The organism is Aquabacter sp. L1I39 (assembly GCF_017742835.1).
Lineage (GTDB): Bacteria > Pseudomonadota > Alphaproteobacteria > Rhizobiales > Xanthobacteraceae > L1I39.
The window spans coordinates 3,853,549-3,875,149 of record NZ_CP072392.1 but is presented as its reverse complement, the minus strand read 5'-3'; the positions used below and the strand labels follow the sequence as shown (position 1 = coordinate 3,875,149).

Below are 21,601 nucleotides of genomic sequence, written 5' to 3'. Positions count from 1 at the left end.
GGCCGGCGGCGGACGGTCGGGGAGGCCACCCGATATCGCCCGCACGCCGGCCGAACCCCACGGACCCAGGAGATGCGGCGGACCTGAGCACCCCGCAGGGCTATGGCATCGGACACCACTTGTGGCGGTTGCCCGAGAGGCAGTGCCTTCACCTCAAAAGGTAGCGGAAAGCCATAGGAAATCAACGCGAGAGAATCGTCCGTGTCTTAGCCGCCTGAATACTGCTTCACGGTCTCCAGAAACTTAGCCACCGAAATGGGCTTGGAGAGATAGGCCTCGCAGCCGCCCGAGCGGATGCGCTCCTCGTCTCCCTTCATGGCGAAGGCGGTTACCGCGACCACGGGAATGGATTTCAGCTCCGGGTCGGCCTTCAACCACTTTGTCACTTCAAGCCCGGAAACCTCGGGCAATTGAATATCCATGAGGATGAGGTCGGGCATGTGCTGGCGGGCGAGGCCCATGGCCTCAATGCCATTGCGGGTCTGCACCGTGCGGTAGCCGTGCGCTTCCAGCAAATCGTGGAAGAGCTTCATATTGAGCTCGTTGTCTTCCACGATCATCACGGTCTTCGGCATGCCCGCTGGTCCCCGCCACCTGCCGATCCGCTTCGCAGGTGCGTGCGGATCGTCCATCATGGGCAATAGCTAGAGACCAATCGTTGCGGAAGCGCAAATGCCCATCAAGGATCGCCCCGGTTTCAAATCGCGCTCGCCCAAGGAGGTCCGCGCCGCCGCGCAGGAGCTTGCCGTGACCGCTTTGTCCTTCCTGGCCAAGGATGTGGAGCGCATCGGCGGCTTCCTCGCCGCCACCGGCATGGGGCCGGCGGACCTGCGCGCCGCGGCTTCCCGGCCGGAATTCGGCGCTGGCGTGCTGGGCTTCATCCTGTCCGACGAGCCCATGCTGCTGGCTTTCTGCGCCGATGCGGGCTTCCGGCCGGAGGATGTGATTCGCGCCCATGCGGTGCTCGACCCGCCCTTCGACCCCGATTCCCCGGTCCGCCGGGGATGAATCTGGACGGGTCTCGCCCTGCCCCCGGCTTCTGTCGCGACTGCCTCGCGGAAGCGGGAGACGGGCCACGCTGCCGGGCCTGCGGCAGTCCGAGGCTGGTGCGGCATCCCAAGATCCACACCCTCTCCATCGCCCATGTGGATTGCGACGCCTTCTATGCGGCCATTGAAAAGCGGGACAATCCCGCCCTGCGGAATGTGCCCGTCATCATCGGAGGGGGCGTGCGCGGCGTGGTGTCCACGGCCTGCTATATCGCGCGCATCCATGGGGTGCGCTCCGCCATGCCCATGTTCAAGGCGAAGGCGCTTTGCCCGCAGGCGGTGATCGTGAAGCCCGACATGCGCAAATATGCCGCCGTGGGCCGGCAGGTGCGGGCGATGATGCAGGATTTGACGCCGCTGGTGGAGCCGCTCTCCATCGACGAGGCCTTCCTGGACCTCTCCGGCACCGAGAAGCTGCACGGCCTCTCCCCCGCCCGCACGCTCGCGCGCTTTGCCGGGCAGGTGGAACGTGAGATCGGGATTACCGTGTCGGTGGGCCTCGCCGCCAACAAATTCCTGGCCAAGACCGCCTCCGATCTCGACAAGCCCCGCGGCTTCTCGGTGCTGGGCCTTGAGGAAGCAGCGGAATTTCTCGCCGGGCGGCCGGTCACCTTCATCTGGGGCGTCGGGCCGGCCTTTGGCGCGCGGCTGGCCAAGGACGGCTTTTCCCGCATCGCAGACATCCAGCGGGCGGAGGAATCAAAGCTCGGGCGGCTCTATGGCGCCGAGGGCCTGCGTCTGTGGCGGCTGGCGCGGGGCCTTGATGCGCGCATTGTTGAGCCCGCGCGGGAGGCAAAAAGCGTCTCAGCCGAAACCACGTTCGACACCGACATCGCCGACCTGCGCCCCCTGGAGCAGACCCTTTATGCCCTGTGTGAAGAGGTGTGCGGCCGCCTGAAACGCAAGGCAATCGCGGGACGGACTGTCACGGTGAAGCTGAAGACCGCCGACTTCCGTCTGCGCACCCGCTCGCGGACACTGGAAAGCCCGACGATCCTGGCCGCCCGGCTCTATGAGGCGGCGCACGACCTGCTGGTGAAGGAAGTGGACGGCACTCGCTTTCGCCTCGTGGGCGTTGGCCTCTCCGATCTCGGGCCGGCGGACGAGGCGGACCCCACCGATCTCATCGACACCCGCACGCCCCGCATCAAGGCGGCGGAAGCGGCCATGGACAAGCTGAAAGCCAAGTTCGGGGACGCGGCTGTCGAGCGCGGCATCCTTCTGGGCACCGGCAAGCGCGGCAAGCGGCAGCGGGACGGGTAAGGCGCCTTACGCGGGTTCTGCGACGTCCCGCACCCGCAGGCTCACCCGCGCCTCGCCCTGCCAGTGCTCCACATCCAGCGTTCCCGCCACATGAAGGATGCGTCCCCGCCCGCTCAGCAGCGCGCGACCGATGGGCTCCTCGGCGACCCGGAAGGCCACCGCCTTCACGCTGGTGCCGTCGGCGGCGGTGAGTCGGGCGCGCACATGGCCCGCGCCGAACGCCTCGGCGTAAGTCACCTTGTGGTTGGGGAAGGCAAAGACCGGCTCCGAGCAGCCGGCGCCGAACGGGCCGGCGCGGGAGATCATCTCCACCAGGTTCGGTGTGGCACCGGAGGCGGTCAGGGCACCATCAATGGAAAGGGCATCCTGGCCCCGCGCCTTGAGCACGGAGGCGGCCAACGCCTGCTCGATGAAGACGCGCAAGTCTCCCAGCCGATGCCGCTCCACGGTGAGGCCCGCCGCCATGGCATGCCCCCCGCCCTTCATTAGAAGCCCCGCCTCCACCGCCGCGCGCACCGCCTTGCCGAGGTCAACGCCAGGGATCGAGCGGGCCGAGCCGGTTCCGGTTTCTCCATTGAAAGCAATGGCGAAGGCCGGCTTATTAAACTTCTCCTTGAGGCGGGAAGCCACCAGGCCGACGACGCCGGGGTGCCAGCCATCGCCGCTCACCACCACGGCCGCACCGGCATCATCGAGACCATGAGCGGCGAAAGCCTCCGCCTCGGCGGCGGCGAGGATGGCGCGCTCCACCTCCTGGCGCTCGGTGTTCAGGCGATCGAGCTCGGCGGCGATGGCGCGGGCCTCCATACCGTCCTGCGTCAGCAGAAGGCGCGTACCCAGCGTCGCATCTCCGATGCGACCGCCCGCATTGATGCGCGGCCCTAGCAGAAAGCCCAGATGCCAGGGGCGCGGGGGGCCATCCAGGCGGCTGGCATCCATGAGAGCTGTGAGCCCTGCCCGCTCGCGGCGCCGCAGGGCCACCAGCCCCTTGGTGACGAAGGCGCGGTTGAGGCCGATGAGGGGCACCACGTCCGCGACCGTTCCGAGCGCAACCAGATCGAGGCTGGACAGCAGGTCGGGTGCGGGCCGGGCAGTGGTCCAGTGCCCCTCCTCCCGCAGCCTGCGCACGAGCCCGACGCAGGTCAGGAACACCACACCCGCCGCGCACAAATGGCCAAGGCCCGAGAGGTCATCCTCCCGGTTGGGATTGACGATGGCGGTGGCGCTCGGCAGGCGCTCGCCGGCCTGGTGATGGTCGAGCACGATCACGTCTAGGCCGAGCTTGCGGGCAGCGGCCAGCGGCTCTGTGGAGGTGGTGCCGCAATCCACGGTCACCAGAAGGGTCACGCCGCGCGAGGCCAGTTCCTCGATGGCCCCCACATTGGGCCCATAGCCCTCGAAGATGCGGTCGGGAATGTGAAACAGGGGATCGAGGCCGCCGGCGCGCAACGTGCTCACCAAGAGAGCCGTGGCGGTGGCACCGTCCACGTCGTAATCGCCGAAGACGGCCACGCTCTCCTGTGTGCACACCGCCTCCGCGAGCCGCTCGACGGCGGCGTCCATGTCGGTCAGCGTGCTGGGATCGGGCAGCAGGGCGCGAATGGTGGGGTCGAGATGACCCGGCACGTCCTCGATCTCGACGCCCCGCCCCGCGAGAACGCGTGCGAGCAAATCCGGCACGCGGTGGCGCTGGGCGATGGCCAAGGCAGTCTGCGAGGCGCGCACATCCAGCCGGTCGCGCCAGGTGCGACCGGTCACCGAGGTCGACACGTTCAGGAACGGGCGATTCGTCAGCTGCATATTCACGTGCGCATGAAGCCAGAGGTGGCGGCTGCCGTCCATGACTGGCGACGCATGGCTTAAGGGCGCATCAGGTGGCTCTCGCACGGACCGATCCGTGGCCAGTCATTTAGCCGTCTCGGAGATCCCTAGTGCGTTAATTTTTCACTAACAAACCATCAAGAGGGGAGTGTCTTTTTTGCCGGCAACGGATTAGCCACATTCCGGCGATCCGGCGGAAAGGTCTGTGAAGCCGCTCCAGGAACGGCCGTCGACTTTTTCACACTGCGATTCGGAAGAATGAAAAAGGAGCGCGGCAGAGATGAGCCCGCACCTCGTTCCCACGCTCATGGGGGCGCCGACTGCCAGCAGCACCCCTCGTCCACCCCTTACCCTGCGTGCTCTTCGGCAAAATGGAACTTGCGCAGGTCGCGATGGTCGGTGGCGATGCGGCGGACAGTCCCCGTGGCCGCCCGCATGAGCAGCGTGTCGGTTCCGATGACATCCCCAGCAAATCGCACGCCCTGAAGGAGTGGACCGTCGGTGACGCCGGTCACCGCCACGAGGCAATCGCCGCGCACCATGTCATCGAGCTTGTAGACGCGCCCGAAGTCGCGAATGCCCAGAGCCTTTGCCTGTTCGCGCTTCTTCTCACTGTCCAGCACCAGCCGGCCTTCCATCTGGCCACCAATGCAGCGCAGGGCCGCCGCCGCGAGCACCCCTTCCGCCGCACCGCCGATGCCGAGATAGATGTCGACACCGCTCTCCGTGGGATTGGTGGTGTGGATCACGCCCGCCACGTCGCCATCGGTGATGAGCTTTACCGCTGCTCCCGTCGAGCGCACGGCCTCGATCAGCTTGGCATGGCGCGGACGATCGAGCACCAGGGCCGTGATCTGCGCCGTGGGCACGCCACGTGCCTGCGCGAGAGCCGCGATATTTTCTTCCGGGCTCGCCGTGAGGGAGACGATGCCCTCCGGATAGCCGGGTCCGACGGCAACTTTCTCCATATAGACCGGCGGCGCGTTCAGCAGCGATCCGGGCGCCGCCAGCACAACCACGGAGATGGAGCCGGCCATGTCCTTGGCACACAGGGTGGCGCCTTCCAGCGGGTCCACCGCCAGATCCACCGCATCACCGCCCGCGCCCACCTCCTCGCCAAGGAAGAGATGGGGCACCTCACCCTCCAGTCCCTCGCCGATGACCACCCGACCCTTGATAGCCATGCCGGCAAGCACGCCGTGGGCCGCTTGCAGCGCGGCCTCGTCGGCGGCCTGTTCATCACCGCGCCCTCGGAAACGGGCCGCGACCACAGCCGCGCGCTCGGTGACCCGCGCAAGCTCCAAGGCGAGGCGGCGGTCGAGGACCTGGGGAACGCGGCTGTGGGACATGCCTCAATCCTTCTCGATGCGGATCACCTGCGGCTGCGAGGCCAGCACACCGTCCGCGTCGATCGAGGCGACCGCGCGACGCACGGCCTCCTCGGTCGTCGCGTAGGTGATCAGGATCACCGTTGCGGGATCATTCGCACTTTTGGAGCCCGGCCGGCGCTGCACGATCGATTCGAGGGAAATGCCCTCGTCCGCCATGCGCCGGGCAATGGTGGCTGCGGTGCCGGGACGGTTCACCGCGGCGAGGCGGATGTAATATCCGCCCTCATGATGCTGCATGGGCGCGCGCTCGGCGCGCACCAGGTTGGCGGCGGGCAGGCCGAAGGCGAAGCCGCCCTTGCCCTGCGCCACGTCGGCAAGGTCGCCCACCACGGCGGACGCGGTGGCGGCGCCCCCGGCACCGGGCCCCACCAGCGTGAGCGCCACCGCATCGCCATCCACTGCCACCGCATTGGTGACGCCGGAAACCTGGGCGATGGGCCAGTGCTTGGGTACCATGGTGGGATGGACGCGCTGCTCAATGCCCTGGTCGGTGCGCACGGCGACGCCGAGCAGCTTGACCTTGTAGCCAAGGTCGTCGGCGGCCTCGAGGTCCGCCAGCGTCAGGGAACGGATGCCTTCCAGATAAATGGCTTCCGCATCCACCTGCGTGCCGAAGGCGAGCGAGGTCAGGATGGAGAGCTTGTGGGCGGTGTCGTGCCCGTCAATATCGAAGGTGGGATCCGCCTCCGCATAGCCCAGGCGCTGGGCCTCGGCGAGACAGGTCTCGAAGGAGAGCTTCTCGTCCGCCATGCGGGTGAGGATATAGTTGCATGTGCCGTTGAGGATGCCGGACACGCGGGCGATGCGGTTTCCGGCCAGCGCCTCGCGCAGCGTCTTCACGATGGGGATGCCGCCCGCGACCGCAGCCTCGAAATGCAGCCCCGCGCCGGCAGTTTCCGACTTCCGGGCAAGCTCCAGGCCGCATTTGGCGAGCAGCGCCTTGTTGGCCGTCACCACCGGCTTGCCGGCCTCAAGCGCCGCGGCGACCGCCCCCTTGGCCGGATCGCCCTCTCCACCCATCAGTTCCACGAACACGTCGATGTCCGGATCACGCGCCAGTGCCACCGGGTCCTCGAACCAGCGCACGCCAGACAGGTCCAGCCCGCGATCCTTGTCGCGGCTGCGGGCGCTCACCGCGACAACCTTGATCTCTCGGCCCGTGCGGACGGCAAGTTCGGTCTTGCGGGCTTCGAGCATGCGGATGACCGCCGCCCCGACCGTGCCGAGGCCCGCAAGCCCCACTCTCAACTGGCTCATGGATCGAACCGAATGTCCCTGTGTCTGGTCCTGGAAGGAACGCCAGGCCGGATCGCGGAGGATCCGGCCGGCTCAACACTTCCGCTTATATCGGGCGGCCTGCTATGGCTGCCCGGGCTTGCGCCGGCCTTGAAGACGTGGCGTCAGCGTACGGCCGTCAGCGGCACCACATTGTGAAGCGTGGCACCAGCAGTGTCGAAGAAGCGGCGAATGTTGCGCGCGGCCTGGCGGATGCGCTGCTCGTTCTCCACCACGGCGATGCGCACATACTCATCGCCATGCTCGCCAAAGCCGACGCCGGGGGCCACCGCCACCTCCGCCTTCTCAATCAGGAGCTTGGCAAATTCCACGCTCCCCATGGCCCGGAAGGGCTCCGGAATGGGTGCCCAGGCGAACATGGAGGCCGCCGGCACGGGCACGGTCCAGCCGGCGCGGCCGAAGCTGTCGACCATGGCATCGCGGCGGCGCTTATAGGTCTCGCGCATCTCACCAATATAGTCCTGCGGACCGTTCAACGCCGCGGTGGCCGCCACCTGGATAGGGGTATAGGCACCGTAATCCAGGTAGGACTTGACGCGCGAAAGCGCCGCGATCAGGCGCTCATTGCCCACCGCGAAGCCCATGCGCCAGCCGGCCATGGAATAGGTCTTGGACATGGAGGTGAATTCCACCGTCACGTCCACCGCACCCGGCACCTGGAGCACGGACGGCGGGGGATTGCCGTCGAAATAGAGCTCCGCATAGGCGAGGTCGGACAGGATGATGAGATCGTTCTTCTTCGCAAACGCCACCACGTCCTTGTAGAAATCCAGGCTCGCCACCGTCGCGGTGGGGTTGGACGGATAGCACAGCACGACCGCGATGGGCTTCGGGATGGAATGCTGGACCGCCCGCTCCATGGCGTGGAAAAAGCCCGGCCCCGGCTCGACCGGCACGGAACGGATCACGCCGCCCGCCATCAGGAAGCCGAAGGCGTGGATGGGGTAGGAAGGATTGGGGGTCAGGATCACGTCGCCCGGCGCGGTGATGGCCTGCGCCATATTGGCGAAGCCCTCCTTCGAGCCCAGCGTCGCCACCACCTGCGTGTCGGGATTCACCTTCACGCCGAACCGCCGCTCATAATAGGCCGCCTGCGCACGGCGCAGGCCGGGAATGCCCTTGGAGGCGGAATAGCGGTCGGTGCGCGGCTTGCCGATGGTTTCCTTCAGCTTTTCGAGCACATGGGCGGGCGCCTCGAGGTCCGGATTGCCCATGCCGAGATCGATGATGTCGACGCCATTGTTTCGGGCGGCGGCCTTCACGCGGTTCACCTGCTCGAACACATAGGGCGGCAGCCGGCGAATACGGTGAAAATCGGTCATCTCACTCAAGCTCCAAAGGCCGCGCAAAGCTCCATGGGCGCGGCGAAGGAGCTTTCTATCACTGTTCGCTGAATGAAAAAGCACCAATTGAAAGTTGCGATTGCGAAGTGCAGGCCCTGATCGCCTTCTCCACCCCATCCACCGTGATCTTGTCCACGCTGACATGGCCGGTGGGCGGGCGCACCGCATGGACATTGGGATTGCGCGGACCAGAGACCTCGGCGGTCGTGGGGCCGAACAGGCCCACACTCGGCGTGCCAATGGCGCCTGCCAAGTGCAACATGCCGGAATCATTGCCGACGAAGAGCGAGGCGGAGCGGATCTGCAGCACCGCCTCCTCGAGTGGCACACCTGTGAAGTCGCGCACGGGCACATGCGCGGCGATTTCGGCGGCGGCCTGCCGCTCTTGCGGTCCGCCCAGAACCCAGACCTCCCACCCCTGCTCAACAAAGCGCCGCGCCAGATCCGCGAAATAGGCCGGGGGCCAAAGGCGATGAGGATTATAGGCCCCTGGCGCAAGCGCCAGCACCGGCCCGCGGGGGGCACCGCCCAGCGTGCGGTCCTGCCAGGCGTGCAACTCCTGCGGGGGAACCACCAGACGGGGAGGCAGGCAGGTTCCCGACGCGGGGCCGGCGAGACCGCAGATCTTTTCCGTCTCGCCGGGATAGCCGCGCTCACCGGTGCGGATGCGGTTGATCAGAAGCGCTCGCCCCTCACCGAACCAGCCGACACGCTCCGGGATTCCCGCCAGGAACGGCACGATCGCCGCTTTCATGGTGCGGCTCACCACATAGACCCGGCGATACCCCTCGCGCCTCAGGCGCCCGGCCAGATCGAGCTTTTCCTTCAATCCGAAGCGGCCGTGGGGCGTATCGTCCACATAGGCCTTGCGCAATTCCGGCACGAAGCGGACCACCCGGTCCGTAGGGCTGCGGCAGAGAAAATCGATGGGCGCCCCGGGATGAGTCGCCGCCACATGGCGCACCAGGGCGAAACAGCGCACGTGATCGCCGATGCCGCCATATCCGGCAACCAGAATGGGCTCTTTGGTTTGACGGTTCTTTTCCTGGGCCGGGACGACGAACGACATGACCGATTTCCCGCTTGCCGTTCTTTCTTCCCTCCGGGGAAGACCTTTCGTCAAGCGGGATAATGTTACTGCTGGACGTCCTCCTTGGTGGCCTCGTCGCCGCGCTGGCGGGTCTGCTTCGCCAAGGTTTCCAGCTCGGTTTCCATGGCCGCCTGACCACCGGCATCCAAAACGGGCGGGCGCTGTACCGGCTTGTCGGCAAATCCGGGGAATTGGTTCGTGGGCGCGGCCTTTGGCACGTCGGGATCCTTGCCGAACCAGGCGAAGGGACCACCATCTCCGGCACATCCTCCCAAGGTGACGGCGAGGCCGAGCGTCAGGACGAGAGCGACCGCGCGGCCCGTGGAAAAGGCCCGGCTGGGGCGGATAGCGTGCTGATGGCTCATGGTGTTCCTGTTTATGTGAACCGTTCCTTCCGCCGCAGGTCGCGCCCCTCGCCCACCGCGCAATGCACCGTTAGTATGCCTGAAGCTAAAATTGTGAAACAGGGGTTGCGTGCCTGTCGCTGCTGGAGCCTATCCTGCACCAACAGGCAGCGCGGTCAGGGAACGCCAAATGTCGGAACAGAGGGACGTCACGCAAGCCCAGGTCCAGCCCAAGCTGGACATGGACGCCTTCGCCAATAATCTCGCCCGGCTCGTGGAGGAAGGCGGCAAGGCCCTGGCCGCCTATATCCGCCCGCGGGAAGACGGGAAGAAGGACGAGCTTGCGGACGAAGTGGCCGATGCGGTGAAGACCATCGGCAACGTCGCCGAGTATTGGATGGCGGACCCCAAGCGCACCGTGGAGGCGCAGAGCCGCCTCATGTCCGGCTATCTGGCCGTGTGGACCGCTGCGCTGAAAAAGATGTCCGGCGAGCCGGCCGAGCCGGTGGTGGCACCCGATCCGCGCGATGCCCGCTTCCGCGATCCCGAATGGAATGCCAATCCCTTCTTCGACGCCCTGAAGCAGACCTATCTCGTCACCAGCACCTGGGCCGAATCCATGGTCACCGAGGCCGACAGCCTCGACCCCCATCTGAAGCACAAGGCCGAGTTCCTGGTGCGCCAGATCTCCAACGCCATCTCGCCCTCCAACTTCATCCTGACCAATCCAGAATTGCTGCGGGAGACGTTGAACTCCTCTGGCGAGAATCTGGTGCGCGGGATGAAGCACCTCACCGAGGACCTGATCGAGGGCAAGGGCGACCTGCGCATCCGCCAGACGGATATGTCCGCCTTCGAGGTTGGCCGCAACTTGGCGCTCACCCCGGGCAAGGTCATCTACCAGACCGACCTGATGCAGCTCATCCAGTATGAGCCCTCCACGCCGAGCGTGAAGAAGATGCCGATCCTGGTGGTGCCACCCTGGATCAACAAGTTTTACATCCTCGATCTGACCCCTGAGAAATCCTACATCAAATGGATGGTGGACCAGGGTTTCACCGTGTTCGTGATTTCCTGGGTCAATCCCGACGCGCGCCTCGCCACCAAGGGCTTCGACGATTATATGCGCGAGGGCATTTTCGCTGCCCTCGACGCGGTCCAGCGCGTCACCGGTGAGCCGCAGGCCCACACCATCGGCTATTGCGTGGGTGGCACCCTGCTCGCCGTGACCCTCGCCTACATGGCCGCGACCGGTGACAACCGGGTCGCCAGCAGCACCTTCCTGACCACTCAGATCGACTTCACCCATGCGGGTGACCTGAAGGTGTTCGTGGACGAGGAGCAGCTGGCAGCGCTTGAGCGGCGCATGAAGGAACTTGGCTACCTGGAAGGATCCAAGATGGCCAGCGCCTTCAACATGCTGCGCTCCAACGACCTGATCTGGCCCTATGTGGTCAACAACTACATGAAGGGCAAGGCGCCTTTCCCCTTCGACCTGCTGTATTGGAACGCGGATTCCACCCGCATGCCGGCGGCGAACCACTCTTATTACCTGCGCAACTGCTACCTGGAGAACAACATCGCCAAGGGCAAGGCGGAGTTGGCGGGCGTGCGCATCGACATGGGCAAGGTCACCATTCCCGTCTATTGCCTAGCAACCAAGGAAGACCACATCGCGCCGGCCAAATCCGCCTATATCGGCATGGGGCTTCTCGGCGGCCCGGTGCGCTATGTCCTCGCCGGCTCTGGCCACATTGCGGGCGTGGTTAATCCGCCGGCCAAGAAAAAGTACCAGTACTGGACCGGCGGCGCCGTCAGCGGGGAATATGCGGACTGGCTTGAGCACACCCAGGAGCATGCCGGCTCGTGGTGGCCGGACTGGGCCGCGTGGCTCACGAACCTCCATCCCGACGAGGTGCCCGCCCGCCCGGTGGGCGGCGAGGCCTTCAATCCCATCGAGGACGCCCCCGGCTCGTATGTGCGGGCGCGCTCGTGAGCGACAGCCAAGGACGAGGCCGCGTCTCTCGGCACTGAAAGGCGCCGGGAGGCGCGGTCCTGTCGGGCGAACAATCCGCCGACATCGCCCCCCCCCGGCGCCTTGCATCGCCTTCTGGGCTGCCGGAGCCTGGACACGGGCCATGCTTCACCGTGTCAGGCGGGTGAGTTGGCAGAACCGCGCCACCTCCGTGTCAAATCTCAGCCTCTCCTCATGGTCTGCGTGCGGCCAGGTTCATCAGGCAAACGCGCAAGTATAACCCAGTCGGGGTAAGACGCTGGCGAGCGCCAATCGCATAATCCTCCTGCCTCGCTCGCGTGCGGGAGCAGCAAATGAGTTACATCGGAGACAAGGCGCGTTTTTTATTGGGTAGCAGTGTGTTGTGTTCCGGTCTTGCGTCAGCCGCCACACCCAGCGCCGCCTCTGAGAACAGGGAATCGCGCATCCTATGGCCCGCGGCGCTTCAGGCATCCATCTTGCAAGGCGTGTCCAAGGGGCAAAGCAAATATTTCACGCCTGCCGCAAATGCTTGCCCGCGTGGGCCAAGCCCTGTGCACAGGATCCAACTGGCAGCAATGGTGTATTCCGGCGGATTGCCTCTGCGGAAACATCGTCGGGACCTGGACTTGCAGGTGGATGAACAGGTTGTAGGGAATAGCCCAGCAGGAAGGCCCCTATGAGGGGAGAAATTCACGGCACCAGGCCATGGGCGTCCCACGCCGCGCGCGGGATTTCCTTGCCGAGGACGTAAGTGAGAGCCTCGATGCCAAGGCCCTCATTCTTGGTCACGCAATGGTAGGAAAGATGGTACCAGTGCCCGCCGCTGCGGACGGCCCCGCCGGGCGCCGTGACGGCGGAACCGGCGATCCGGGTATCGGCGAAGGCATAGGCCACCAGTTCGTCAGGACGCATCGCGGGGTGTTGGCGGCTCACCTCGGTCATGGCGCTGGCATTGCAGCGTTGCTCCATCCGCTCGGTGGGCTCCAGCAGAAGCATCGCCTTGTCCGGGCTGGACGCACCGAAGGCGGTCGTGGCGAGAAGCGGTGACGCAAGGCACGCCAGAAGGGCGACGCGCTGCATATGCTCGCGTCCTGGGCTTCGCATTCGGATCATCCGATCCCCGGCTGTGCGCGTGACGGGATTCGCCCCGGAGACGGGGCGAGCGACACAGATGGGCCAGTGGGGCCGGCCTTGCAAGATCCGCAGGGGAAGCCGCCAGCCTCCCAAGATCAGGCCAGAACGCGCCAGCTCTCCACCTCCGCACGCTCCGCCTCATAATGCGTCTCGACGATCCGGGCGCTCCCCAGATGCAGATTGCCTGTGGCGCCGTCGAGGGCAAGCAGGTCACCTTCCACCAGTTCGGTGTCGCCGAGCCGCCCCCGCCGCGCGCTGACGTCCACATGGAGGTTGCCGCAGCCGACAATGCAGGGCTTGCCCATCTGGCGCGCCACCAGTGCGGCATGGGCTGTCCGCCCACCCGCTGCTGTGACGATGCCAGAGGCAAGCGCGAAGCCTTCCACGTCCGCTGTATTGGTATCTGGACGCACGAGAATGACCGTCCCGCCCGAAGCCACAAGGCGCCGGGCTGCCTCTGTGTCGAACGCCACCTGCCCCACGGCGACGCCTGCTGAAGCAGGGGTGCCGGCGCCCACCACAGGCCCCGCCTCGGCGAGGGTGCGATGGCTGAGCCGATCGAGGTCGATGCCCTCCAGGCGCCTCAGGGCCTCGGACGGAGGAACCAGGCCCTCCCTCACCAGATCGATGGCAATGCGCAGGGCGGCTTGTGGGGTGCGCTTGGCGGAACGGGTCTGGAGGATGAACAGGCGCCCGTCCTCAATGGTGAACTCCACATCCTGCACGTCGGCGAAATGCTGCTCGAGATCGCGCAGAATGGCCCGCAGTTCCGCCGCCGCCTGCGGTACCCGCCGCTCAAGGGCCGCCTCCCCCTCGGGATTGCGGATGCCAGACACCACATCCTCGCCTTGGGCCTCGAACAGCACATCAATGACGGGCCGGTTGGCGCCGGTGGAAGGATCGCGGGAAAAGGCGACGCCCGAGCCGGACGTGAGGCTGCGATTGCCGAACACCATGGCCTGCACCGTCACCGCCGTGCCGGCCAGATGTTCCAGCTTTTCAAGCTTGCGATAGGTGCGGGCCCGGGGGCTGTTCCAGGATTGGTAGACGGCCGCAGCCGCCGCCTCCAGCTGGGCGTGGGGCGTATCCGGGACGAGCTCGTCCGCATCCTCAATGAGGTGCAGATGGATCGCGCACAGCCGCTCAAGCGCCTCACCATCGAGGCCGGACACCTCGCCCACCGCTTCGGAGCGCGCGAGGCCCTCGGCCGCGTCGGCAAAAGCGGCGGCGTCCATGCCAAGCACCACGGAGCCGAAGCTCTCCAGAAAGCGCCGCCGGCAATCCCAGGCCAGATGTGGATTTCCGCTCAGGCGCACGAGCCCGCGCACGGCAGGCAGGGTGCAGCCCACATCGAGCACGGTCTCCAGCATGCCGGGCATGGAGCGGGCTGCGCCGGAGCGCACGGAGACAAGGAGGGGACGACGGGCATCCCCGAATGCTCGGCCCGTCGCCTCCTCCAGGAAGGCCATGCCCTCTTCCAGAGCCTGCGCCACCTGTTGCGCTGCGTCCGGTTCGCCACGTATGACGGCACCGCACAGCGCGATAGGCAGGACGAAGGCTGGCGGCACAGGCAGGCCAAGGGCCGCCATGCGCGCGAGATTGGCAGCCTTGGCTCCGATTTCATCCGCAGAGGGGGTCAAGGTGCTGCCGGAGCCGATGGTGACGGGGCGCATTTTCCGCCTCCTCTCAGGTGGACAGGTCCGCGAGCACATGCCCGCGCAGAAGGTGGCCGAAGCCGGCAAGACGGTCCGTGGCGCGCTCCAGGGCCCGGGCAAACTCCAGCGCCGCGATGCCCGCCCGCAGGTCCACCGGCCCCGCCAGGACGGCGGCGGTGACCGCTCGCTCGGCCTCATCCGCCGCGTGCTCGATTTCGGCGAGGCGCCCGCAGGCGCGCAACGCGTCCTCAAAGTCCAGCTTGTGGCCGGCCGGCACGTCGATGGCCGCAGCCGCGCCGGTAGCCGCCGCTTCCGCACCTTCCACTGCGGCACGGCACAGGCTGCCGAGGGGCGCGGTAAGGGAGTCTGGCAGCGGAGAGGCGGAAAGGGAGGCGACGAAAGCGGCCTGCTCCAGTTCGTCGATGGCCTCTTCCATCTGGTTGACCAGGGCCACCAGCACGCCGTCCGTTCCGGCGCGTGCGCCGCGCTCACGGGCCGCGAGAGCGATGCGATCGGCCTTCTGCTCAATGCGCCGGGCGTTCGCGGCGAGGCGATCTGAGGATCCCGCCTGATCGCCCGTTCCGGAAAGCGCTCCCGCTATGCCCGCCGCCACCTCGCGGGCGAGACCCGCCTGCCGCACCACAACGGTGAGCAGGTCATCGTCGACCCGCTGGAGGTGGCGCATCAGTTCCGCCTCGATGCGGTCGCGGGCAAGGCGCAGGGACTGCCCCTCTTTTAGTGCCTCCGTGGAGATGCGCAGCACCGCCCGCAGGAAGTCGCACGCGCCTTCCCGGCCCAGAGCCGTGTCGAGGCGCTCCCCGAATCCGATCCGTCCGCCAGCCGCATGCTGGACGGCGCCCGCCAGAAGATCCGCCCCGCCCAATTCCAGAAAGCCGCGCTGGCCGATGGCATTGCGGGCGGCAAAATCCAGCAGCATGAGCGCATCGGCCTTGGAAACCCAGGAGCGCAGCACCTTGCGCGCCTTGTTCCAGTCGATGAGGAAGACAAGATGACGGCCAAGGGCCTCCAATACCTTCAGGCGCGTGGCAAGGTCCCCCTCACAGGTGCCGGTGACCAGATAGAAGGCGCCATCTTCCGCCAGCCCCTTGGCGGTGTGCTGATCAAGGCCGCTCCAGCGCACCGGCAGGTCTCGGAACAGGCCGGTGAAGAAGCGCGCCCGCGCCCGGTGCACGTCCGTATAGGTGACGGTCACGGTGGTGTCGGTCACACCGATCACCACCACATGGGCATCCGTCTCGCCGATATCGTTCTGGATGGTCAGACCGGCGGGCGTGCGAGCGGCGGTGGTGGACAGGCCCGGATGGTCGAACTTCAGGCCCGCCGTGGCATTCAGGCCGCGCATGAACGCCTCCACCGCCGCCCGGTCCTGCGGCATGAGACCGAAGGCATGGGCGCCGGCAATCTGCTCTTCGGCATGGGTAGCCGACAGGCGGTTGAGCGCCTTGTGCAATTCCATCACCAATTGATGCAAGCTGGGTGAGTCCGCTGCCCCGATCCCGGTATGCCGCGCGATTTCCGTCTCGCGCAACGCATCGGATCGGCCGAGCGCGCTTTCGGCGCGAATGACTTCGAGGCGGGCACGGGCGGCGGAGGCGACGCCATCCTGTCCCGCCTCTGCCGCCTTCACCATGTCTTCCAGATCGTCCCATATGCCCGCGCCCAAGGCCGCAAGGCCCGGAGCGGCAATCTCCCGATGGGCCTCGTCCTCGGCGCCGCCGGCGGTGGATTGGCGGACCAGGTCTTCCAGGGTCAGGACATCGAGACCCGCAGCCCGGCATTCCTCGCGCAGGTCGAAGCGAGCATTCAGGGGGTCATGGGCGTGGTGGACCGCCGCTTGGAGCACTCCAAGCCGCACCTTCACCCGGTCATTGGCGCGCAGGCCTTCGCCGATGAGGGCGGGCAAAAGCACCCCGGTCTGGCCCAGATGGGCGACAATGTCGGACTTCATGGCAGCCTCCCTCGCAGGCGCAGCGTGGCGAGGGGGATGTAAGCACGCTCCGACGACGGGCGGATTGCGCGGGATCAGTCATGAAACCGTCATGCCCACCAGGCCCCTGCCTCAACGTAAGTCATTCCAATGGCTGCATTCCGTTGTCATGTTTCGGCCTTTATTGTGCGCGCGCGAAGATTCTTTTCGCGGTGCGGGAGGGGGCGCCCGCATCCCTTGTCTCAGGCACGGAATTCCCATGAACCTCCTTATTTGTGTGGGGGCGCTCGCCTTCCTGATGTTCGTCGCTTATCGCGGCTTCAGCGTCATCCTGTTCGCGCCGGTGGCAGCCCTCGGCGCCGTCCTGCTCACCGATCCCGCCGCGGTGCCCGTCATCTATTCGGGCCTGTTCATGGACAAGATGGTGGGCTTCGTGAAGCTGTACTTCCCGCTGTTCCTCCTGGGGGCGGTGTTCGGGAAGGTGATCGAGTTGTCGGGCTTCTCCCGCTCCATCGTCTCGGCCATGATTCGCATTCTCGGCCCCAGCCAGGCGATTCTGGCCATCGTGCTGGTGGGCGCCGTCCTCACCTATGGCGGCGTCTCGCTGTTCGTGGTGGTGTTCGCGGTCTATCCGTTTGGCGCCGAGCTCTTCCGTCAGGTGGGCATCCCGAAGCGCCTGCTCCCCGCCGCCATCGCGCTCGGGGCCTTCTCCTTCACCATGGACACGCTGCCGGGCACGCCGCAGATCCAGAACATCATCCCCACCACCTTCTTCAAGACCACCGCCTATGCCGCGCCCATTCTGGGCTTCATCGGCACCGCCTTCATTCTGGTGGTTGGCATCGGCTATCTGGAATTCCGGCGCCGCCAGGCGGCCCGGGCGGGCGAGAGCTATGGCACCGGCCACACCAATGAGCCGCCGGCCTCCGAAGAGGGCAGCACCGTTCATCCGCTGGTGGCCATCCTGCCGCTGATCGTTGTGGGCGTCGGGAACCTCATTCTCGGCCGTCTGATCCCCGATTTCTACGGGCCGACCGCCGCCGCGACCCTGACCCAGGGCGGGGCCACAGTGAGCCTGGCCACTCCCTCGGTGACCGCCATCTGGGCGGTGGCGGGCGCCCTGCTTCTGGGCATCCTTACGGTATTCCTGTTCTCGTTCCGCCAGGTGGCGGCGAAGTTCGCGGACGGGTCGAAGTCGGCGGTCAGCGGCGCACTTCTGGCCGGCCTCAACACCGCCTCCGAATATGGCTTCGGCGCCGTCATCGCGGCCTTGCCCGGCTTCCTGGCCATCAAGGCCGCGCTCATGGCGATCCCCAACCCGCTGGTGAACGAGGCCATCTCAATCACCACGCTGGCGGGTATCACGGGTTCCGCCTCCGGCGGACTGTCCATCGCGCTCGCCGCCATGTCCGACCAGTTCATCGCCTCCGCCCATGCGGCCGGCATTCCGCTGGAGGTGATGCACCGCGTGGCCGCGATGGCCTCCGGTGGCATGGACACCCTGCCCCACAATGGCGCCGTTATCACGCTGCTGGCGGTGTGCGGCCTGACCCATCGCCAGTCCTATGGCGACATTTTCGCCATCACCCTGGTGAAGACGGCCGCCGTGTTCTTCGTCATCGGCGTCTACTTGCTCACGGGACTCGTCTGAGGAATGGCGGCGGGGCGGGAGGCGGCGCCTGGGCGCCCCCGGCCTCGCCGCCCGCTCCCGACGCGGCGTCAGGCTCGTCTGCGGGAATAGGAGAGACCGGCACCACGATCACGCACACGAAGGCGGCGGGCCCTCGGGCCGATTGGCGGCTCTATGCATCGTCCGGCGAAGGAGATGGGTCAGGCGCTGAATCTGGGCGGGGTCTCGGCCCTCTCACCCACCGCCATTGGCGCGCTCTTCGGCTGACCGGAAGAAACGGCTTGGCTTCAAATACCAGCCCGCTGAGACGTGCAATGCGCGTGCGAACCGCGTTGGCGCGTCATTCATAACAAAGTCCGGACCGCCCCCAGCCGGACCCTTTGAGAGCCTCCTCCCGGAGACCCAGCCCGGGGGCGCTGCGCCGGCACAGGCCGGCGGCGCCCAACCGGGAAATGGGATCAGCCGTTCACGGCTTCCTTCAGGCCCTTGCCGGGGGTGAACTTCGGAGCCTTCGAGGCATCGATCTTCACGGGCTTGCCGGTGCGCGGGTTGCGGCCCTCGCGCGCAGCGCGGGTCACCACGGAGAAGCTGCCGAAGCCGATGAGCTTGACTTCCTCACCCTTCTGCAGGGCCTTGGTGATGATGTCGAACGTCGCGTCCACCGCGGCCGCCGCAGCCGCCTTCGTCAGCTTGGCCTCGTCGGCCACCGCGGCGATCAGTTCGTTCTTGGTGGTCATGTGACCGTTCCTTCCATGTTGGTCTTCGACTCGTCCGGCGCATGCGCCAATAACGATGGGGCGGAAAATTTACGGAAAATGCGGCTTTTGCAAGCGCCATCCGCGTCAAACCCGCATCAATGCACGATTTCTGATGCCGCGGGGCGAAACAAAAACGGGCGGCCCGCCACCGCGAACCGCCCGCAAATGCATTTAACTCATTGAATTAAATTACCAATCCCGCCTTTCGGCACTGCGTTTCCGGGGCTCGGCCACCCCCGCCAGCCGACCGGCCAAAAAAGGGGAAAACCCGCCCGAATGCTTGTTCCGGGCGGGATTTTTCAGTGGGCGACGACGCCCGTTCCCTCTTCCTCGGGCATCACCGCCTCGACCGGACGCTCGGTCCATTCGATCGGCTCGGGGGTGCGCACCAAAGCGTGGGCGAGCACCTCGTCCATGCGGGACACCGGGACGATCTCCAGCGCGTTCTTCACGTTGGAGGGGATGTCCGCCAGGTCCTTGGCATTCTCCTCTGGGATCAGCACCTTCTTGATGCCGCCCCGCAAGGCGGCCAGGAGCTTTTCCTTGAGGCCGCCAATGGGCAGCACCCGTCCGCGGAGCGTGATCTCGCCGGTCATCGCCACGTCGCGGCGCACCGGGATGCCAGTGAGCACCGAGACGATGGTGGTGGCCATGGCCGTGCCGGCCGAGGGACCGTCCTTCGGGGTGGCCCCCTCCGGAACGTGGACGTGAATGTCCCGCTTCTCGAACAGCGGCGGCTCGATGCCGAAGTCCACGGCGCGCGAGCGCACATAGGAGGCGGCGGCCGAGATGCTCTCCTTCATCACGTCACGCAGGTTGCCGGTGACGGTCATCTTGCCCTTGCCAGGCATCATGACGCCTTCGATGGTGAGCAGCTCGCCGCCCACTTCCGTCCAGGCGAGGCCGGTGACGACACCCACCTGATCTTCCGCATCGATCTCGCCATAGCGGAAGCGCGGCGCGCCGAGGAAGGTCTCGAGATTCTTCTCGGTCACCTTCACCGACTTCTTCTTGGAGATGACGAGCTCCTTCACCGCCTTGCGGACGAGGTTGGAGATCTCGCGCTCCAGATTGCGGACGCCGGCTTCGCGGGTATAGCGCCGGATGACGGTCAGGAGGGCTGCATCGTCGATCGCCCATTCCTTGCCCTTCAGGCCATGCTTCTGCACCGCATTGGGGATGAGGTGCTTGCGGGCGATCTCCAGCTTCTCGTCCTCGGTGTATCCGGCGATGCGGATCACCTCCATGCGGTCGAGAAGCGCCGGCGGGATGTTGAGCGTGTTGGCCGTGGTCACGAACATCACGTTGGAGAGGTCATAGTCGACCTCCAGGTAATGATCGGCGAACGTGCCGTTCTGCTCGGGATCCAGCACCTCAAGCAGGGCCGCCGACGGGTCGCCGCGGAAATCGGCACCCATCTTGTCGATCTCGTCCAGAAGGAAGAGGGGGTTCGACTTCTTGGCCTTGCGCATGGACTGGATGACCTTGCCCGGCATGGAGCCGATATAGGTCCGCCGGTGGCCACGGATCTCCGCCTCGTCCCGCACACCGCCAAGTGCCACGCGCACGAACTCACGGCCCGTCGCCTTGGCGATGGACTTGCCGAGCGAGGTCTTGCCGACGCCGGGAGGTCCGACGAGGCACAGGATTGGCCCGGTGAGCTTGTTGGCGCGGCTCTGCACGGCCAGATATTCGACGATGCGCTCCTTGACCTTGTCGAGGCCGTAATGGTCGCTGTCCAGGATGGATTGGGCAAAGCCCAGGTCCTTCTTCACGCGGCTCTTCACGTTCCACGGGATGGACAGGAGCCAGTCCAGATAGTTGCGCACCACGGTGGCTTCCGCCGACATGGGCGACATCTGGCGCAGCTTCTTGAGCTCGTGGGTGGCCTTCTCGCGCGCCTCCTTGGTCAGCTTGGTGCGCTTGATCCGATCTTCCAGTTCCTGAAGGTCGTCCCGGCCCTCTTCGTCGCCGAGCTCCTTCTGGATCGCCTTCATCTGCTCATTGAGATAGTACTCGCGCTGGGTCTTCTCCATCTGGCGCTTCACCCGCGTGCGGATGCGCTTCTCCACCTGGAGCACGGAGATTTCGCTCTCCATGAGGCCCAGCACCTTTTCCAGCCGCTCGGCGACCTTCAAGGTTTCAAGCACCCCCTGCTTCTCGGGGATCTTGACCGCCAGGTGCGAGGCGATGGTGTCGGCGAGCTTCGAGTGGTCCTCGATCTGCCCGACAACGCCCACCACTTCCGGCGAGACCTTCTTGTTGAGTTTCACATAATTCTCGAACTCGTTGATCACCGAGCGGGCGAGCGCCTCCGCCTCGACGCGATCGCCGTCTTCATCGGCAATAGCGACGGCTTCCGCCTCATAGAGGTCGGCGCGGTCGGTATAGCGCTTCACCTGGGCGCGGGTAACGCCCTCCACCAGCACCTTCACCGTGCCGTCAGGCAGCTTCAGCAGCTGCAGGACGGTGGCGAGGGTGCCGACCTTGTAGATGGCATCCGCCGCCGGATCGTCGTCCGAGGCGTTTTCCTGCGTGGCCAGCAGGATGTAGGTATCGCCGCGCATCACCTCTTCAAGGGCGCGGATGGACTTCTCGCGACCCACGAACAGGGGAACAATCATATGCGGGAACACCACGATGTCCCGGAGCGGCAGCACCGGATACGTCTGGCTGACGCCGGGAACAAGCGGGGGGCGCGGCTTCTGGCTCGTCATGACCCAATCCTTTCTTGTGGCGCCAACGCATGCGGACGCATATCCGCCTGCGCAGCGCAGCCGGGACGGGAGCGGGATTTCAATGCAGGAGCGGCAAGAAGGCCGCGAGAGGCACGATAACCGAGCCCGGGAACCGGATTTTTCCCAACTGAAATGGAGAGCGGCG

16 protein-coding genes are annotated in these 21,601 nt (G+C 66.1%); 4 read left to right on the top strand and 12 right to left on the bottom strand.

The window, feature by feature from the left end:
- Positions 1-206: 206 nt before the first annotated feature.
- Entirely contained in the window at positions 207-575 is a 369-nt protein-coding gene (locus J5J86_RS17520) for a response regulator (protein WP_209100294.1), read from the bottom strand.
- 97 nt (positions 576-672) lie between these two features.
- Here J5J86_RS17520 and J5J86_RS17515 point away from each other — a divergent pair, with 97 nt between their 5' ends.
- Both J5J86_RS17515 and J5J86_RS17510 read left to right on the top strand, forming a co-directional pair.
- Positions 673-1,008 (top strand): DUF3572 domain-containing protein, encoded by a 336-nt coding sequence (locus J5J86_RS17515; protein ID WP_209100292.1) that lies wholly within the window; start codon positions 673-675, stop codon positions 1,006-1,008.
- Positions 1,005-2,312, top strand: a complete 1,308-nt coding sequence (locus J5J86_RS17510; protein WP_209100290.1) for a DNA polymerase IV — start codon at positions 1,005-1,007, stop codon at positions 2,310-2,312. Before J5J86_RS17515 ends, J5J86_RS17510 begins: the two co-directional genes overlap by 4 nt.
- A 6-nt stretch (positions 2,313-2,318) precedes the next feature.
- On the opposite strand, the gene recJ is transcribed toward J5J86_RS17510, so the two are convergent.
- The 6 genes from recJ to J5J86_RS17480 form a co-directional block, all read right to left on the bottom strand.
- A complete protein-coding gene (gene recJ, locus J5J86_RS17505; RefSeq protein ID WP_209100288.1) occupies positions 2,319-4,112 on the bottom strand; it encodes a single-stranded-DNA-specific exonuclease RecJ in 1,794 nt (597 codons plus the stop codon).
- 368 nt (positions 4,113-4,480) lie between these two features.
- Positions 4,481-5,482, bottom strand: coding sequence for a class II fructose-bisphosphatase (glpX, locus tag J5J86_RS17500; protein WP_209100286.1), 1,002 nt, complete (start codon positions 5,480-5,482; stop codon positions 4,481-4,483).
- Between the two features lie 3 nt (positions 5,483-5,485).
- Positions 5,486-6,781, bottom strand: a complete 1,296-nt coding sequence (locus tag J5J86_RS17495) for a homoserine dehydrogenase (RefSeq protein ID WP_209100284.1) — start codon at positions 6,779-6,781, stop codon at positions 5,486-5,488.
- Positions 6,782-6,924: 143 nt separating this feature from the next.
- Positions 6,925-8,142, bottom strand: a complete 1,218-nt coding sequence (locus J5J86_RS17490; RefSeq protein ID WP_209100282.1) for an LL-diaminopimelate aminotransferase — start codon at positions 8,140-8,142, stop codon at positions 6,925-6,927.
- Between the two features lie 58 nt (positions 8,143-8,200).
- Complete coding sequence (waaF, locus tag J5J86_RS17485) at positions 8,201-9,232, bottom strand: lipopolysaccharide heptosyltransferase II (RefSeq protein WP_209100280.1); 1,032 nt, start codon at positions 9,230-9,232, stop codon at positions 8,201-8,203.
- A 65-nt stretch (positions 9,233-9,297) separates the two neighbouring features.
- Positions 9,298-9,618 carry a hypothetical protein gene (locus J5J86_RS17480; RefSeq protein ID WP_209100278.1) on the bottom strand — a complete coding sequence of 107 codons (321 nt, stop codon included), beginning with the start codon at positions 9,616-9,618 and terminating at the stop codon, positions 9,298-9,300.
- A 169-nt stretch (positions 9,619-9,787) separates the two neighbouring features.
- Between J5J86_RS17480 and phaC the strand changes: the two genes are divergently transcribed.
- Positions 9,788-11,593 (top strand): class I poly(R)-hydroxyalkanoic acid synthase, encoded by a 1,806-nt coding sequence (gene phaC / locus J5J86_RS17475; RefSeq protein ID WP_209100276.1) that lies wholly within the window; start codon positions 9,788-9,790, stop codon positions 11,591-11,593.
- Between the two features lie 690 nt (positions 11,594-12,283).
- Here phaC and J5J86_RS17470 read toward each other — a convergent pair.
- From J5J86_RS17470 to J5J86_RS17460, 3 genes are all read right to left on the bottom strand, one after another.
- Positions 12,284-12,673 (bottom strand): DUF930 domain-containing protein, encoded by a 390-nt coding sequence (locus J5J86_RS17470; RefSeq protein WP_247657675.1) that lies wholly within the window; start codon positions 12,671-12,673, stop codon positions 12,284-12,286.
- A gap of 149 nt (positions 12,674-12,822) precedes the next feature.
- Positions 12,823-14,400, bottom strand: coding sequence for a PEP/pyruvate-binding domain-containing protein (locus J5J86_RS17465; protein ID WP_209100274.1), 1,578 nt, complete (start codon positions 14,398-14,400; stop codon positions 12,823-12,825).
- Positions 14,401-14,413: 13 nt separating this feature from the next.
- Positions 14,414-16,351 carry a hypothetical protein gene (locus J5J86_RS17460; protein ID WP_209100272.1) on the bottom strand — a complete coding sequence of 646 codons (1,938 nt, stop codon included), beginning with the start codon at positions 16,349-16,351 and terminating at the stop codon, positions 14,414-14,416.
- Positions 16,352-16,589: 238 nt separating this feature from the next.
- Here J5J86_RS17460 and J5J86_RS17455 point away from each other — a divergent pair, with 238 nt between their 5' ends.
- Positions 16,590-17,981: a GntP family permease gene (locus tag J5J86_RS17455; RefSeq protein ID WP_209100270.1), complete on the top strand. Its 1,392-nt coding sequence runs from the start codon at positions 16,590-16,592 to the stop codon at positions 17,979-17,981.
- A gap of 437 nt (positions 17,982-18,418) precedes the next feature.
- On the opposite strand, the gene J5J86_RS17450 is transcribed toward J5J86_RS17455, so the two are convergent.
- Entirely contained in the window at positions 18,419-18,697 is a 279-nt protein-coding gene (locus J5J86_RS17450) for an HU family DNA-binding protein (RefSeq protein WP_209100268.1), read from the bottom strand.
- 320 nt (positions 18,698-19,017) lie between these two features.
- Positions 19,018-21,435, bottom strand: a complete 2,418-nt coding sequence (lon, locus tag J5J86_RS17445; protein WP_209100266.1) for an endopeptidase La — start codon at positions 21,433-21,435, stop codon at positions 19,018-19,020.
- Positions 21,436-21,601 lie beyond the last annotated feature (166 nt).

Coding starts and splice junctions, on each gene's coding strand:
- J5J86_RS17520 (WP_209100294.1), bottom strand. CDS start 575: ATGCCGAAGACCGTGATGATCGTGGAAGACAACGAGCTCAATATGAAG.
- J5J86_RS17460 (WP_209100272.1), bottom strand. CDS start 16,351: ATGAAGTCCGACATTGTCGCCCATCTGGGCCAGACCGGGGTGCTTTTG.
- recJ (WP_209100288.1), bottom strand. CDS start 4,112: ATGCAGCTGACGAATCGCCCGTTCCTGAACGTGTCGACCTCGGTGACC.
- J5J86_RS17450 (WP_209100268.1), bottom strand. CDS start 18,697: ATGACCACCAAGAACGAACTGATCGCCGCGGTGGCCGACGAGGCCAAG.
- J5J86_RS17515 (WP_209100292.1), top strand. CDS start 673: ATGCCCATCAAGGATCGCCCCGGTTTCAAATCGCGCTCGCCCAAGGAG.
- glpX (WP_209100286.1), bottom strand. CDS start 5,482: ATGTCCCACAGCCGCGTTCCCCAGGTCCTCGACCGCCGCCTCGCCTTG.
- lon (WP_209100266.1), bottom strand. CDS start 21,435: ATGACGAGCCAGAAGCCGCGCCCCCCGCTTGTTCCCGGCGTCAGCCAG.
- J5J86_RS17495 (WP_209100284.1), bottom strand. CDS start 6,781: ATGAGCCAGTTGAGAGTGGGGCTTGCGGGCCTCGGCACGGTCGGGGCG.
- J5J86_RS17470 (WP_247657675.1), bottom strand. CDS start 12,673: ATGCAGCGCGTCGCCCTTCTGGCGTGCCTTGCGTCACCGCTTCTCGCC.
- J5J86_RS17480 (WP_209100278.1), bottom strand. CDS start 9,618: ATGAGCCATCAGCACGCTATCCGCCCCAGCCGGGCCTTTTCCACGGGC.
- J5J86_RS17510 (WP_209100290.1), top strand. CDS start 1,005: ATGAATCTGGACGGGTCTCGCCCTGCCCCCGGCTTCTGTCGCGACTGC.
- J5J86_RS17490 (WP_209100282.1), bottom strand. CDS start 8,142: ATGACCGATTTTCACCGTATTCGCCGGCTGCCGCCCTATGTGTTCGAG.
- J5J86_RS17455 (WP_209100270.1), top strand. CDS start 16,590: ATGAACCTCCTTATTTGTGTGGGGGCGCTCGCCTTCCTGATGTTCGTC.
- phaC (WP_209100276.1), top strand. CDS start 9,788: ATGTCGGAACAGAGGGACGTCACGCAAGCCCAGGTCCAGCCCAAGCTG.
- J5J86_RS17465 (WP_209100274.1), bottom strand. CDS start 14,400: ATGCGCCCCGTCACCATCGGCTCCGGCAGCACCTTGACCCCCTCTGCG.
- waaF (WP_209100280.1), bottom strand. CDS start 9,232: ATGTCGTTCGTCGTCCCGGCCCAGGAAAAGAACCGTCAAACCAAAGAG.